General features: G+C 42.5%; 12 protein-coding genes. 9 read left to right on the top strand and 3 right to left on the bottom strand.

What is annotated here, in order from left to right; translation table 11 throughout:
* Positions 1–98 precede the first annotated feature (98 nt).
* Together asnB and B5Y67_RS23625 are read right to left on the bottom strand one after the other, a co-directional pair.
* Positions 99–2,018 (bottom strand): asparagine synthase (glutamine-hydrolyzing), encoded by a 1,920-nt coding sequence (gene asnB, locus B5Y67_RS23630; RefSeq protein ID WP_088228824.1) that lies wholly within the window; start codon positions 2,016–2,018, stop codon positions 99–101.
* A gap of 172 nt (positions 2,019–2,190) precedes the next feature.
* Positions 2,191–3,399: an MFS transporter gene (locus B5Y67_RS23625; RefSeq protein WP_170932793.1), complete on the bottom strand. Its 1,209-nt coding sequence runs from the start codon at positions 3,397–3,399 to the stop codon at positions 2,191–2,193.
* Between the two features lie 404 nt (positions 3,400–3,803).
* On the opposite strand from B5Y67_RS23625, the gene B5Y67_RS23620 reads away from it, so the two are divergent.
* The 9 genes from B5Y67_RS23620 (at position 3,804) to B5Y67_RS23580 (ending at position 13,760) form a co-directional block, all read left to right on the top strand.
* Positions 3,804–5,561, top strand: a complete 1,758-nt coding sequence (locus B5Y67_RS23620; protein WP_088228822.1) for a methyl-accepting chemotaxis protein — start codon at positions 3,804–3,806, stop codon at positions 5,559–5,561.
* 359 nt (positions 5,562–5,920) lie between these two features.
* A complete protein-coding gene (locus B5Y67_RS23615) occupies positions 5,921–6,484 on the top strand; it encodes a Chromate resistance protein ChrB (RefSeq protein ID WP_242976100.1) in 564 nt (187 codons plus the stop codon).
* A gap of 441 nt (positions 6,485–6,925) precedes the next feature.
* Entirely contained in the window at positions 6,926–8,005 is a 1,080-nt protein-coding gene (locus B5Y67_RS23610; RefSeq protein WP_088228820.1) for an extracellular solute-binding protein, read from the top strand.
* A complete protein-coding gene (locus B5Y67_RS23605) occupies positions 7,989–9,770 on the top strand; it encodes an iron ABC transporter permease (RefSeq protein WP_242976099.1) in 1,782 nt (593 codons plus the stop codon). The genes B5Y67_RS23610 and B5Y67_RS23605 overlap by 17 nt, the downstream gene beginning before the upstream one ends.
* On the top strand, positions 9,767–10,864 hold the full coding sequence (locus tag B5Y67_RS23600; RefSeq protein WP_088228818.1) for an ABC transporter ATP-binding protein: 1,098 nt from the start codon (positions 9,767–9,769) through the stop codon (positions 10,862–10,864). Before B5Y67_RS23605 ends, B5Y67_RS23600 begins: the two co-directional genes overlap by 4 nt.
* Positions 10,865–11,069: 205 nt before the next feature.
* Positions 11,070–11,846 carry a hypothetical protein gene (locus B5Y67_RS23595; protein WP_088228817.1) on the top strand — a complete coding sequence of 259 codons (777 nt, stop codon included), beginning with the start codon at positions 11,070–11,072 and terminating at the stop codon, positions 11,844–11,846.
* Entirely contained in the window at positions 11,846–12,034 is a 189-nt protein-coding gene (locus B5Y67_RS23590) for a hypothetical protein (protein WP_088228816.1), read from the top strand. The genes B5Y67_RS23595 and B5Y67_RS23590 overlap by 1 nt, the downstream gene beginning before the upstream one ends.
* 221 nt (positions 12,035–12,255) lie before the next feature.
* A complete protein-coding gene (locus B5Y67_RS23585) occupies positions 12,256–12,963 on the top strand; it encodes a zinc dependent phospholipase C family protein (RefSeq protein WP_088228815.1) in 708 nt (235 codons plus the stop codon).
* A gap of 140 nt (positions 12,964–13,103) precedes the next feature.
* Entirely contained in the window at positions 13,104–13,760 is a 657-nt protein-coding gene (locus B5Y67_RS23580) for a hypothetical protein (RefSeq protein WP_242976098.1), read from the top strand.
* A gap of 66 nt (positions 13,761–13,826) precedes the next feature.
* Here the strand turns inward: B5Y67_RS23580 and B5Y67_RS23575 are convergent, their stop codons facing one another.
* Positions 13,827–14,816: a glycosyltransferase family A protein gene (locus B5Y67_RS23575; protein ID WP_242976097.1), complete on the bottom strand. Its 990-nt coding sequence runs from the start codon at positions 14,814–14,816 to the stop codon at positions 13,827–13,829.
* Positions 14,817–14,883 lie beyond the last annotated feature (67 nt).

The raw sequence follows: 14,883 nt of genomic DNA, 5'->3' as shown, positions 1-14,883 counted from the left end.
TAAGTGCAGCTTAGCCGGCGCTTTCGCTAGGGGCTGCAAGAAGCGCTAATTCGTGCGAAGACAGTGTCTTCGAACTGCTAACTCGAATAAAGGGCCTCTCAAAGTGATCCTCCCCCTATTTTGGGAATTCTATTTATCCCCAGACTCGGTTTCATACAGATGTTACCCTGTGCTTGCTGCCAAAACGTTAAGTAAACTTCCAACACGTAGAGCGCCCAGATGAGGCGGGATGAATGGGAAGAATCAGCTTGAAGCATCTCTTCAATTTTTTGCGGCAGGAAAAATTCCCGCAGGCGGGCTCCAGGGTCTAATAACACATCCTTTACATCCGGTTTCAATTCGTCCATTAACCAGGCAGTGAGGGGAACAGGAAACCCGTTTTTCGGCAGGGTTACCATTTCCCTGGGTAAGCAGCTGGCCAAGGCCCTGCGCAAGACAACCTTGCTTTCCTTGGAAGTGACTTTGTAAGGAAGGGGAAAACTCATGCCCAATTCAACAAGTTCATGATCCAAATAGGGCAGCCGTATTTCCAAACCGTGCTGCATGGTCATTTTATCTGATTTCATCAGGGTATTTTCCGGCAGCCATGAACACATATCAAATTGCAGCATTCGTTCTTCCTCAGACATTATTTCGTCGTCCAGAAGGTGTTGAGTCGGAAAATAGGATTTTTCTTCCGCCAGTGCGGAGAGCATCTTTGCCGAATAAAGGGATTGTTTTTGCGAGAATCGCAGAAGTCCGCCAACCCCAAAGTAACGCTCGCTCAGCGAGAGGGAGAATCGTTCTGTCTTCTGAGGAAAAGTATGTTCCAGAACATTTCGAGTCCAGCCTGGAAGCTGATGATAGCGGCGGAAGTTTGAAGGCTCTAGATATGTGGTGTATCCGCCAAATAACTCATCGGCACCTTCTCCTGAAAAGACAACCTTTTCTCCTCGCGAGGAGGCGAATTCACTCAGGAAATAGAGGGGAATTGCCGTTGGATCGGCAATTGGCTCATCCATAGCGGTTAAGATTTGCCCAAGGCGCTGCTGAACCTCAGCGAAAGGGACAACTCTTTCGTAATGCTGCGTCTGTAAAGCTCTGGCCGCATTCCGAGCTTGATCTAATTCCGAATAATAACGAAAGTCCCGCGTGTGATGAGGACGTTCAAAGCCAATGGCGTAAGTTCGTGCCCGCTCATTGCAGAGAATCTGATGCATTGCGATCAAGCCGCTCGAATCTAAACCGCCGCTGAAAAAATAGGCTGCCGGGACTTCATCCGGCCAGCGAATTTGCAGGGCTTCCTTTAAGGTGGTGTGGACGAGCTCACTTGCCTCTTTTAAGGAAATTTCTTTTTTTGCGTTTGGTACCAGCCAAAAGGTTTTTGTTCGTACTTGAAGTTCGCCTTTTTTATAAGTCACCAATAAAGCTGTCCCCGGCGGAACCTTGCAAATACCCTTAAAAATGGTATTAGGTGCCGGAACATACCGATAACTTAAGTATTGATCTAAGGCTTGAAGATTGATATCCGGTCTCTCCGCTCCTATGAGCAAGGCACCTAGTTCTGAAGCAAATGCCAAACCCTGAGAATTATAACGAACATATAACGGTTTTACTCCTAAACGATCACGGATGAGTAATAAGCGGCGAAGCCGCTCATCCCAAAGCGCAATGGCGAAAGTTCCCCTTAATTTAGAGGGAAAATCTAAACCATATTCTTCATAGAGGTGTGCCAGAACCTCACCATCGCCCGCCTGCTGTAAGGAATGTCCGTGGCTGATGAGATGTTCTCGCAATTCCTTGTAATTATAGATTTCACCGTTAAAAATAACACGGATACGCTTATCCTCGTTCGTCAGGGGTTGCTGCCCTCCTTTTAAATCTACAATAGCTAACCGGCGAAACCCGAAGGCAAGAGTCGGCGAAACATAAAAGGCTTCCTCATCCGGGCCTCTATGCTTCATCAACCGCGTCATTTGCTTGAGCCGAGGAACATCGATATATTTTGCTGGGCCGAATTGCCCGCATATACCACACATAAAATTTTAATCCTCCCTGGATTTTTATAATCCACACAATTAGAATTCCCAATTTTCATAAGCTTAAACCCCGATTATTCATTCCCAGCTTGCCGCAGAACCTTCCTCCTTCTCGCTTTAAGTCCATAAAGACGGGATGCTGTCAAGATTAGGAGTTTTTCGAGCGGAGGTTTTAACAAAGAAAAGCAACGGATAGGAGAGCTATTAGCAGAGAGAAAATACAGACGATGATGATACCGGTCCAAGATGCTTGAATCCAAATCATAGCATTGACAGAAGTTCCTACTCCGGCACCGATATAATAAAAAAAAGTATATAAGGATGTAGCCGTTCCCCGATTTTTTCTGGCCCAATCCCCAATTAATGAAGTAGCAGTAGATTGTACCGAAAAAAGTCCCAAAATTGTTAGGGTGATACCGATAAGGATAAGGATTAAGGATGATGATATCGTGATCCATAGCCCTATAAGCATTAGAGATAGTGCTAAAGCGAGAACGAAACGCCGTCCCATGGAATCGGATAAACGACCGGCTCGCGGAGCTGCCACTGCCCCCAGTAAATAAAGCACATAGATGAGACTTATTTGTGAAGGATTCAGGCAGTAGGGTGCTTTGCTCAGTCTAAATGGCAAATACGTTAACACACTTATAAAACTGGCATGCATTGCAGCTCCTACTAGATAAGCTCCCACCAAATGGCGGTTACGCAGGTGATTATAAAAGGAGTTAAGAGTATTTTTGAAGTTTTCTTTGGGAGACGAGTCCCTGACAACTAAGGAGATGTTTGCAGCTGGATTTATTTCGTTGGGCAGGATTCTGTCAATGAGAATCCACGCTATTAATGTGTCGAAAGCGGCACTGAAGAAGCCGGCTTTCCAATCTAAGAACTGGCTGAATGTACCGATCTCGATTCTGCCAAGCGGCCCCGCTATGGCAGATGCAGCGGCAAAAATCCCCATACCTGCACCACGTTCCGTTGGCAGGAAAATATCATTGACATAAGAAATAACGGTTGTCATGTACCCTGGCAATAAAAGCCCCTGCAATGCGCGTAAAAGGAGCAGAACGCTGAAATTCGGAGCGATAGTTAATAGGAGAGTAGGAATGATTAATCCTACAGTACTCCAACGCATAACAATCCATCGTCCATATCGGTCTGAAACACATCCGTACAGAAGAGAAAATAAAGCAATTAAAATTAAGGGCAAAGATATTATCAAACTGATTGTTTGAGGTGGTTGATGATAAACTTGAGTTAAAGAGGGAAGAATCGGCTGTGGACTATAGATATTAGCAAATACAAATAGGGTTGAAAAAAAGAGAGCTATTTTTTGTTTGCGCGTTAATCCAATCAGATAAGTTTCACCGGAATTTAAATTCAAGAGAAATTCCCCCTTGGGTATTTTAGATGAAGTTAATATGTCCGTTAATTTTGTTAGCTATATTAAAGAATGATTAAAAATGAATGATCAAAACTTTTAAAATAATGATTGAACAATAATTGGGTGGATCTTTTGGAAACTCTTAAGGTATGAAGTATGAAATCGTCATTCATATTCCATACCTTACATTTTGTATCTTTAACTTGTTGGTGTTTAATATGCTTTTAATCTTCAAATGGTATAATCTACGAAGCCTAATAAACTCACCCTTCTTACTTCTTAACTCATCGGCTATCATTACATTTTACGTAAAAATAATAGGGAGTTGTTGGCCCAAGATACTAAAAGACCGTTAGGATTGGATAGCCCTGAATTTAACATTAGATGAGAGGAGCAGACAAGAGATGTCAAAACATAAAATTTCGGTTACTACTCAGGTCATAGTGCTTTTTATTATTATTGCTTTAGCTGCTAGTTTAACGGGTGTAATAGGGCTAAATGGAATGAATAAGTTGTATGCAGACATGGTTGATATTAATCAGATGGAAATTATACCCATGGATCATTTGCAGGATTTGCGTCATGATACGCAAGCCTATCAGGCAGAGATTTTTATGTTCTTGGAGAGTAATCCTGTCGATCAGCCCAAGCATTATCAAGAAATGAAAACAATTGATCAACGTGTGCAAAGTAACATCAATGTTCTGGAAAAAACTTTTCAGGGAAAGAGCCAAGAGGGTGAGCTTTTGGGGCAATTCAAGAAAATCTGGCAGAACTATGTTCAAATCTCTTCAAAAGCAGCAGCTGTCGAAAATCCCCAGAATAAGGGGAGCAAAGCCCTAATTCCGCCGGAGTTGAGCCAATTGAGCGTTCAGGCAGCAGCCTTGGCTGATCAAATGTATGATATTAAGCTTCAGATGGTTACGAAGACGCGATTGGAACAGCATACAGTGACCTATCGAAATGCAATTTTAATGGTCTTAGGGGCAATGCTGTTCAGTATTTTTATTGCTGTCATATTGGGCCTTTGGTTGGGACGAGGCCTGCGTGATCTCATGCAAAAGTTAGTATCTCGTGCCGAAGCCATCGCCGACGGGAAATTGTCCAATGAGACAAACCAGCGGATGAAGGGATTTAATCGTGAAGGGGAAGAACTGGCTGACGCTTTGGATGAAATGACAAATCAACTGCAGCGTGTGATAATTGAAGTAAGGGACACATCGACAGAATTAGAAGGGATGGCAATTGATGTAAACTTGGGAATGGCGCAGTCAAGTAAAGCAGCAGAGCAGGTGGCATCAGCTGCAGGCGAAATCGCTGCAGTTAGTGTTCATCAGACCGAAGCAATCAAAGAAAATCAAGATCATGTTAATATGATGATGAACCAAGTTGAGGCAGCCGGCAGCAAGAGTCAAGGGGTAAGCGAAGCAATCTCTCTTTCAGCTGATTTGGCACGCAGTGGGCGAAATACACTTGATCAGACAGTAACTCAGATGGATGAGATAGAAAATCGCATATCCGATCTTGGGCAAGTGGTTTTTGATGTCAAAAGTCAGTCTCAAAGTATTGCTTCTACAGTTCAAATTATTGAGAGTATCGCTCAACAGACTAACCTCCTGGCATTAAATGCGGCTATAGAAGCCGCCAGGGCAGGCGAGAACGGACGGGGGTTTGCCGTCGTTGCTGAAGAAGTACGTAAATTAGCTGAACAAGTGAAAATGAGTCTGACGGAAATAGCCCTTAGTGTGGAAACATTACAGAATACTGCAGGTCAGGCAGAGAAGAGTATGGAAATGAGCAAGGAAAGTGTTGGATGCGGCAGCGCTTTTCTCTCTGAAATCTCACAGCAATTTGGTAAGATTCTCTCAGCGGTTGAGCAGAGTGTCGGTCAAAGTCTGGACATTGAGCAGTTTGTTCAAGAAGTGGAAAGTTCTAGTCAAGCGATTATGAAAAGTATGCAGCTCATAGGCAATGAAGCCGAGGAAGCTGCCGCAAAGACTCAAACCACTGCTGCTGCTGCGGAAGAGCAGAATGCTTCAATTGAGGAAATGCGGGCGATCTCTGATAACTTATCGAATCACGCTCAAAAGCTAACTAGTTTAGTGGCTGGTTTTGAGATTGAAGGTCACAATTCATCAACGGATGGTTCTGTGGAAAAGTAGGTTAAAGAATAGTGAACTCGCTTACGCTAAAGCTGAACATCGGTGCTTCAGATACAATAATGTCCAGTGAACATTATTGCCGAGCTGCCTTTCCCAATAGGAATACTTAGCGGCGAAGGAGGACTTTACCCCACCTGAAGTTAACGAAGGACCCACCCCACTTATAGAAGTGGGGGTCTTAAAAACTGGATAAAAGGAAATTCAGGAAACTTGTAGAACCCTTTACATTGTAAGAAGTATAATCAAAAAAGTATAATTTTAGGTAACGAATTAAATTCTAAGAATTAATGATATAGTTCTCTGCAGGATTTCTTTAATACATCAAGTGACAAAGGGCCCAATAATAGGAGGGTGATATTTTGCTGAAATGGCTTATCATGAGTTACAATTTGCCGTCAGAGCCATCAAGATTAAGAGTAGGTACTTGGAGAAGTTTGAAGAAGTTGGGGGCTGTCAATATTCATCAATCGTTATGGCTGCTGCCATTGAACGATGAGAATTATACGGCGTTGTCATTGGTTGCTTCAAATATCAGCGAGAATCATGGAGAAGTTCTCTTGATGCAGACCATTGCCATGGAAGAAAGCTATGAAAAGGCAATGATCTCACGTTTTAATAAAGCAAGAGAAATTGAATATGAAGAAATCATTGACAAATGCAATGATTATTTTGCTGAAATTAATAAGGAAATAGAACGGAAAAATTTTACCTTTGCTGAAGCTGAAGAGAATGAAGAAGAATTAGAAAAACTTCTATCCTGGTTTGAAAAAGTGAAATTAAGAGATGTTTTTGTATCCCCATTGCGTGAAGTAACAGAGAAGAAACTTGAAGAATGTCGGAAGTGTTTTGAGGATTTTAACAGTAAAACCTTCGAAAATGAAAAGAGCGATCCGCCGTCGGAAATAAAGATTGTTGATGATTGAAATAAGGAATTTCAGGGGCCGTTGCATAATGAGCATTTATACGTTTTTATAAATAATACCCTGCATATAAGTGGAGGATTTAAACCACAATTATGCAGGGTTTTGTTTAATGGGGAGCGTTTATGCATTTTGCAACAGTCCCCTTCTTTTTGTGCTCCCCCACTTATAGAAGTGGGGGTCTTAAAAACTGGATAAACAATAGTTGTGGAGCAGAGGATTGAATTAGCATTTTACCGAAATTTAACATTTGCTTTACAGAAAATGAATTGTAACACCTGTCACATTAAATTATAATTCATGTAACCGTTATTACATTTATAAAGTTTTTTGAAAAGGCGGTATGCGTATGTGACGATGAATGTTTCTAAAAAAGTAGATAATTTCAGCACTTATTTAGGTGCAATTATTTAATAATTAATAATTGAAAGGAAGGTTTAGACCATGAATCGATATAGCTATCAGAAATTATCTGCCATACTAGTCTCAATTGCGGTGATAGGCAGTGCATTAACAGGGTGCGGTACTTCTTCCAAGGTATCCGCCAACACTTCCTCGACAAATGCTGCGGCTGCTTCACCCAAAGAACTCGTATTTTACTCCGCCCAGGGCTACGATGATGCTGTGGCAAAGGCCTTTCAGGCTAAAACCGGCATCAAAGTTAAGCTTGTCGACATGTCTACAGGCCCATTGGCGGCTAAGATTGAAGCTGAGAAGTCCAACTCTCATTGGGATATAGCCTGGTTTGACGGTGACGCTACCATGCAGGCTCTCGATAATCAAGGGTTACTTCTGCAGGGCTGGACTCCAAATGATACTTCTAACCTGACGCAGCTTGGGCAATCACTGGTTCCCGCCGATAAAGCGTATTATCCGACAGGTGTCACAGCTGCAGCAGCTATCGGTGTTAATTCAAAATTGCTGCCTCGTTCAGAGTATCCGAAGGATTGGAATGATCTTCTTAAGCCAACCTTCAAGAATGCTTTGGCTATGAACAATCCCAGCGTTTCAGGGCCTACTTTTCCTTATGTAGCGGGTTTACTTAATCTGATGGGCGATGCCCAGGGTAAACAGTTCTTCACCTCATTGAAAGGCAATGGTATGAAGGTGGGGGAAACTAATGATGTGGAAATCAAATCTTTATTGAACGGGCAGGTAAAGGCTGTAACGATTCAGGACTCGGCTCTGGTTGCAGCGAAAGCAGAAGGCAATCCCATTGATATTATTTATCCCTCTTCTGGAGTGTTCACGTTACCCGGCGTCATTGCTATTAACAAAAAAGCTCCCAATGCAGAGGCTGCCAAACAATTTGTGGAATTTGTGCTTTCATCGGAAGGGCAAAAAGTTATGCTTGATCCTAAGAATGGCGGCGGCGACTCCTATTTTGATCCTGTCATAACCGGCGTTGAGGGCAGTTCTGTCCGTCAAAACGATGGCATCAATTGGCTTAAGGTTGATCCTGTTAAATCCTCTCAAAATGAAAATGATATTAAGAAGTGGTTCAACGATGCAATTATTCACTAAAATTAAGTCCCAAAAAATGAAAACATCATTTTGCGATATTTCGGGGGTGGCGTTCCTCGCCATCCTCATTGGTTATCCGCTATTAGCCCTCTTATTACAAATTGTCTTTCCCAATTTGTATAGTGTGCCTATGAGCCTGGTGCCTTCCTTGACTTCATTGCAGGGAGTTTTTGCCGATAAAGAAAATCTTAATGCAGTGCTTAACTCTATTTTTATAGGAGCCGCGGGAACCATTGCAGCTTCAATTTTAGGTACCATTATTGCCTTTGCCGCGGAAGAACACTCCGGTTTTATGCATACTTTAATAGACGCTCTGGTCTGGCTGATCTTCTTCCTCCCTTCCTATATTGTTGCTGAAGGCTGGGTGATGTTTATGCAGGATGGCGGCATTCTTGCCCAGTTGCTGAAACTGCCTAACGGCTGGTCTTCTTGGTTCTTCTCTCGTTGGGGCGTGATCTTGATTATGGGCTTTAGCTATTTCCCCTATGTCTATTTCAGCTTGCGGCAGGGTATCAGAAACGTGAATAGTGATTTGATCAAGGCCGGCCGTTTGTCAGGCGGCAGTCGTGCTCAAGTCTTTCGCAAAATTGTTTTGCCCTTGCTGACGCCATCCTTGCTTGCCGGTGCTTCTATTGCCTTTGCTGAGGCCTTCGGTGATTTTGGCCTGCCTGCTGCCATTATGGACCAGACCCAATTATCGTTGCTTCCCTACCAAATTTATGTTTCCCTTGGCCAGTCTCCGGTTAATTATCCGGCAGCAGCATGTTTGTCCTTTTTGGTCATCCTGATTTCGGCAGGAGCGATTCTTCTTCAGTTTTTCTGGATGCGGAAGAAAGACTACAGCACCGTTTTAGCTCGCAAAGATTCCGTTATTTTTGCGAAGACAAAGAAGAATCCGCTGTTGACTTTGGGATCGTTTTTTATCTTGTCTGTCTCCTTGCTCGTTCCCCTTGGAAGTACAATTATCGCTTCTCTTTGGAAAGTTTGGGCCAATGGACTAAGCCTAGGCAATTGGACTTTCGCAAATTATAGCAAAGCACTTAAGATAGGCAGTGAAGGAGTAAATGCTCTCGGGCGTTCTCTGGAATACGCGTTTGTTGTGGCCGTCCTGACCATGATTTTGGGTGTGATTTTGGCTTACCAGATGTCCTTTAAAAAGTCCGCTCTCAATTCCTTCCTCAATATTTTAACCATGTCGGTTATTGCGGTTCCCGGTATTGTCCTAGCGGCAGCCTTTGTCTTTGCCTGGAATGGTGTTTGGCTTATTCCTTTGAACCTCGTTCTGTATGGCACTCCTATTTGTCTCGGCTTAGCCTTTATGGCAACCTATTTACCTTACTCGATCAGGCTGCAGTTAGGGGCTATGGGACAGCTGCCCCTCAATCTGATTAAGGCCGCACGCGTACAAGGGGCGGGCGAGATCATTGTCCTTCGCAAAATTATTCTTCCCTTGGTAGCTGGAACGGCTATTTCCCCCTTTTTCATGACCTTTACTAAGATTATTTTTGAGCTGCCGGCCTCAATGCTTCTCTACCCGCCTGGAAGTCCAACCTTTTCAGTAACCATTCAGCATTACTTTAGTGAATCTCACTGGTCAAAGGGAAGTGCCTTGTCTGTGATCGGGTTAATTATCTTGCTGGCAGCTTATAGCCTTGGCCGTTATTTGATGGAGTATTTCGGCAAAGGAAAAGGGTACGAAGAAAACTCAGACTTGGAATTGAACCAGGAGCCGGTCCTGCTCGCTAATGGGGAGGTAACCATATGAACATAGTACTTGAAGATGTCACAAAACATTACGGAAACAAATTGGTACTTGATAAGCTCTCACTAACGATTCCTGAAGGCAGCTGTGTTGCCCTGCTGGGTCCTTCAGGCTGCGGTAAAACCACTCTCTTAAATGCTTTAGCCGGTTTAACGACTATTGATGGCGGTATAATTCGCTATGATGAGCTGACTTGGTCATCTAAGGGCTATACTATGGTTCCTGAAGAGCGAAATATAGGCATGGTCTTTCAGGACTTCGCTCTTTGGCCTCATATGAATGTTTTTGAAAATATTGCTTTTAGTCTGCGGTTAAAAAAGTGTCCGCTTAAGAAGATCAGAGAACAGGTGGCTGAAGTTCTTGATGCCGTACAGATGAATGGTTTTGAAAAGCGATACCCGAATCAATTGTCAGGAGGACAGCGTCAGCGGGTGGCAATTGCTCGAGCCTTAGTAACTCATCCTTCCTTAATGCTTATGGATGAACCTTTGTCCAGTTTAGATGCTCAGCTGAGGGAGAAAATGCGCTGGGAGATTATGCGCATTGTACGTGGGGCTGGTATAACAACTGTTTATGTTACCCATGATCAAGCCGAGGCCTTAAGTCTGGCTGATCAGGTGATTCTCCTGAACCAGGGGAGGATCGAACAAGCAAATAGCCCCACCAAGCTCTATCGTGAACCGGCTACGGTTTTTGCTGCCAATTTCCTGGGTTGTTCCAATATACTACACGGTCGGGTTATTGAACGATGCGGTGACTATTCTTTAGTCAATTGTCAGGGACTTAATATCTATACCTTGGGAAAGCTCACACTGGGGCAAGAGGCAAAAGTAATGATACGTTCGGGAGATATATTAATCAATACTCAAGGTCAGGACCCTGGGGCGCTTCTGGGGGCCATAGTTCTCCAACGATCCTTTCAGGGGGTCACATGGCAATACAGAGCAGCATTAGAAAAAGCACCTGATATTCAGCTAGAGGTATGGAGTACTCAAGAAATCGAGGTTTCTGATCCTATCCAATTATGGCTGTCGGCAGAACGATGTCGGATTCTAAGAGAGATGTCGGATAATGGTAAGATGGCTGCCATATGCTGAATGGCGGTCAGTGAATTCGGAACCTCTCCCACTTATAGAAATGGGAGTCTTACGCTTGAATATATTTTAAAGATATTGTCACTGTTTATTAGGCATAGTAAAATAGTAATGTAACATTCGTTACATTACTATTTTACACTAGTGCCGTCCATAACGATTCTAAAGAATAAACTTGTGTTGTGGATCTATTGAAAGGAGAATGAAAATGTTCTGGTCTTCAATCTTACCGCCTTTTCTAGCTTCTATGGTCGAATTTGTGGAAGCGCTTACTATTGTATTGGTTGTTGGTGTGACAATTAATTGGAGGAGCAGTTTGCTTGGTGCCGGTGCTGCGGCTTTGACCCTGGCAGTTTTGGTGGCTGTTTTCGGCTCAACCTTAGTCATGTTTATTCCCATTGAGGTATTGAGACAAGTCATTGGAATTATTCTGATCCTCTTTGGCATGCAATGGCTTAAAAAAGCTTTGCTCCGTTATAGTGGTTTGAAATCCATGCATGATGAAGCAGCAATTTATGAAGAGCGGATGCGAGAACTTCGGGCCCACGGGGAAGCCGAACCTCGGAAGTTTAATGGCTTTGGTTTTCTTACTTCCTATAAAAGTGTTCTCTTAGAGGGGTTGGAAGTAGCATTCATTGTTATTACCTTCGGTTCTACAGTTTCTGCGGATAGGCTCAGCGGGATTTGGACAGCTGCAGAGGGAGCTTTATTGGCATTAATCATGGTTGTGATCCTGGGATTGTTAATTCGAGGGCCGTTGACGAAGATTCCGGAAAACACCCTGAAATTTTCTGTAGGGATAATGCTGGTTACCTTTGGCACTTTCTGGACTGGAGAGGGTTTAGGTGTTCAGTGGCCATACGCGGATTGGTTCTTGTTCGTTTTGATCATGTTTTATTTAGCCTTAAGTTTAATAATTATGAAATGGTTAAAACCTTATGGAATTGAGCAGAAGAGAAAACTAGCGGCAGGGGGAAACAGCTGATGAATATATTTAGGAAGATATTTGATTTTTTCTGTGGTGATTGGAGAATTTTCTGGGGCATAGCCATAACGATTATCATTGTCAAACTTTTAGAAAACTGGAAGTCACCTAACCTGGTTTCGATTGTCATTTTTTTGTTGGGTATTTCGCTGAGTTTGGGATTTTCTCTCGGACGAGAAACACTATGATATCTCATTAACCAAGTGAACTCGTTCAAACACTTTGTTAAATGTTAACGAATAGATTTTTAAATTTATTTATTTCTTAAGGATAGTTAAAGGTTTGTGATGTATTCTCAGTACTGAGAGCACGAAATGGTTTCATACAACTCATTGTCCGATTCGCGCTAGGTGAATCGGACAATGTCATTTGTAAAAGTTATTCAAAATAGAGTAGGGGTGTTTATAAGTTGCGGATTTTATCAGAACAAACCTTAAATATAGTGACGAAGGCTTTACTGGTTCCGGTCGGGCCATTACAGATATTTTTAGATGCTCCCCTTAAGACTCATGGGCACTGTCTGCATGAAGCCTACCATGTTTTGGAACGAGATGGCAAAAACGATGTACTGACCTATTTCCGTCCTTATGACGATATGCTAATAAAAGGATTGTTTTGGGCAGATAAGCGTTGGAAAAATGTCTGCCACTATTTCTCTGATCCCCAAAAACAGGGGGGGTTGCATTGGCCCGGAGCTGATGCGGAATGTCAATACTACTTCAACAAGGCTATTATTATGAGTCAGCAGAATGTATCTAAAGGCATGTTTTACTTGGGTGCGGCTTTACATCTTGTACAGGATATGTGCGTACCTCACCATGCGTTGGGGGTTCTTTTTGACGGACATCAAGAGTTTGAACGCTGGACAAGCAATAATCTTGATAAATTTACATTCAAACAAAGTGGACTATATAAGGCGTTTACACACCCCAGCCAATGGATAAGACATAATGTGGAATTGTCAGCACCTTATTATCCTCTTGTTTCAGTAGAAAAAGGGATAAAAGAAGAAAACTATTTTATTGCAGCTGAAAAGCTTCTTGCGATTACGGTTTATACGACTGCCGGTTTTTTGGATTTTTCCCAAAATATCCTATGCGGCGGCAATACTATCTAATTTCAATGTTCGATGGTTTATATTATGTTTTATGTTCTATGTTCCATAATTAATAGGTTATGTTATTAGCATTAGATTTTGGATTCTATCGCTATATAGTCTTCTTGATGGGCTTGAAGATAATGATTGAGGTGAAGCTAATGAAGCTAATGAAGCTAATGAAGTTACCGCTGCTCTTATTCTTGCTGATAACTCTTTCAGGATGCAATACTTTTAATAAACAACCGGTATCTAATTCACAATCCAAGACATCCCAATCGCCCTCTGCACAGGCTTCTCAAGGCCTCTCGGCCGGGCAGACTACCCAAGCACAAGTTCCTGCGGTTAATGTTTTAACACAGTCTTCTGTTGCTTTCACCTATAAAGGGTTGGATGCGGATAAATTAAGCCCATCGGCTTTAAAGCCCGATGGGAAAAAGGATGGACATTTTCACATAACGATTCCAATCAACCAGCAAATAAGCCTAAAATCGATCTGGATACGTTACAATGAATTCGGCAAGTGGTTTAAATGGGGTTGGATCTATAATAAAAATCTTTCACTGCCTAGTGATGGTTATGTTATGGCGGTTTTTGATTCTCAAGGAACTCAGATATTACCTCAAGGAGATATAGGTTACATAGCAACTCCTGTAAATGGTGCCGTTGATTTGGATTTATATATCTCGGAGTTAAACGGTGAAAATAATCGGGATACTTTAGCCTTTGCTAAGGATGACACGTTTACCCTGGAAGTGGATTATGTTCTGGCAAATAGTACTGTAGGAAAATTAAACTCTGCCGTAACTTTGCAATAAAAAAACTCAGCCCACGGCACGTGTCGAATTGTGCCGGGGCTGAGTTTAATTACAGCTATTGTAAGTTTAACTGAACTTATAAATACGCTTAATGAGCTTCAGACTATGGGCCAGAATGCGCGGGTTAATTTTCTGAGCAAGGTCTATACACAGATTGATAAAGCTGCCCCGCAGTTCAGCATACAGTTTTTTATTGCTTTGTTTGATATAATCCCAAAGCTCGTCTGCCTTGCTGCTGAGTGTTTTATCCTCCGCTATATAGAGATGAGTCACGGTGGTAGCTACCATCATCGAAAGATAAAAAAGCATATATTGTCTAAGGCTTTTATAGTTGATGTTGTTATAAACATCGTAGGCTTCAATCATCATGCGTGTTACTTTGATCTGTTGGTCGATTCGTTTGATCATGATCTGCGTGTTGACGGATTGGTCTGGTCGGCCAATGAAATAGTGATAGGGAGAACAATCCAGGTATATTAAGCTTTTGACATAGGGAAGAGGTAAATAGGCAACGAGGTTGTCCACGTAAAAGGTGTGTTCCGGCAGTTTTAAGCCGCACTGTCTTAATAATTTTGTGCGGTAAAACATGGAATGCATGAGCATCAATTGGTCGAAGCGAAAAGAACGCATGTTGTCCCAGGAAATAACCTTACCCTCGGGAAAAACATTGTTGTAGCGCATCACTTTATGTTTGCCGTTATAGGAATATTCGTAAACATAATTGGTGATCAGCAGGTCCACGGAAGAATTGCTGCGTAAGAAGGAAAGCACCGACAAGTAGTCCGTAGGATCTAACCAGTCGTCACTATCAACAACTTTGAAATATGCCCCTGTGGCAACCTCTAAGCCGCGGTTGACTGCTGAACCATGCCCGCCGTTTTCTTTCTGTTCAAGACGGACAATGTCAGGATAGCGATCACAGTATTTGCGGGCAATAGCCGCCGTGTTGTCTGTAGAACCATCATCAACGACGATAACCTCTACTTCTGGTCCGCCTTGGACAACAGTATCCAGACAGAGATGAAGATAATCCTGTGAATTATAGGACGGTACCACAATTGATAAGAGTTTAATTTTTGTTCATCTCCACTTATTATCATTTTGTTTTATATGCTTATTACGT

This window comes from Desulfosporosinus sp. FKB (genome assembly GCF_002196705.1).
Taxonomy (GTDB): Bacteria; Bacillota; Desulfitobacteriia; order Desulfitobacteriales; family Desulfitobacteriaceae; genus Desulfosporosinus.
Note: the sequence above shows the minus strand (reverse complement) of the source record. Positions and strands in the feature narration are given on the sequence as shown.

Coding starts and splice junctions, on each gene's coding strand:
- B5Y67_RS23590 (WP_088228816.1), top strand. CDS start 11,846: ATGAATATATTTAGGAAGATATTTGATTTTTTCTGTGGTGATTGGAGA.
- B5Y67_RS23605 (WP_242976099.1), top strand. CDS start 7,989: ATGCAATTATTCACTAAAATTAAGTCCCAAAAAATGAAAACATCATTT.
- B5Y67_RS23595 (WP_088228817.1), top strand. CDS start 11,070: ATGTTCTGGTCTTCAATCTTACCGCCTTTTCTAGCTTCTATGGTCGAA.
- B5Y67_RS23610 (WP_088228820.1), top strand. CDS start 6,926: ATGAATCGATATAGCTATCAGAAATTATCTGCCATACTAGTCTCAATT.
- B5Y67_RS23600 (WP_088228818.1), top strand. CDS start 9,767: ATGAACATAGTACTTGAAGATGTCACAAAACATTACGGAAACAAATTG.
- B5Y67_RS23620 (WP_088228822.1), top strand. CDS start 3,804: ATGTCAAAACATAAAATTTCGGTTACTACTCAGGTCATAGTGCTTTTT.
- B5Y67_RS23580 (WP_242976098.1), top strand. CDS start 13,104: ATGAAGCTAATGAAGCTAATGAAGTTACCGCTGCTCTTATTCTTGCTG.
- asnB (WP_088228824.1), bottom strand. CDS start 2,018: ATGTGTGGTATATGCGGGCAATTCGGCCCAGCAAAATATATCGATGTT.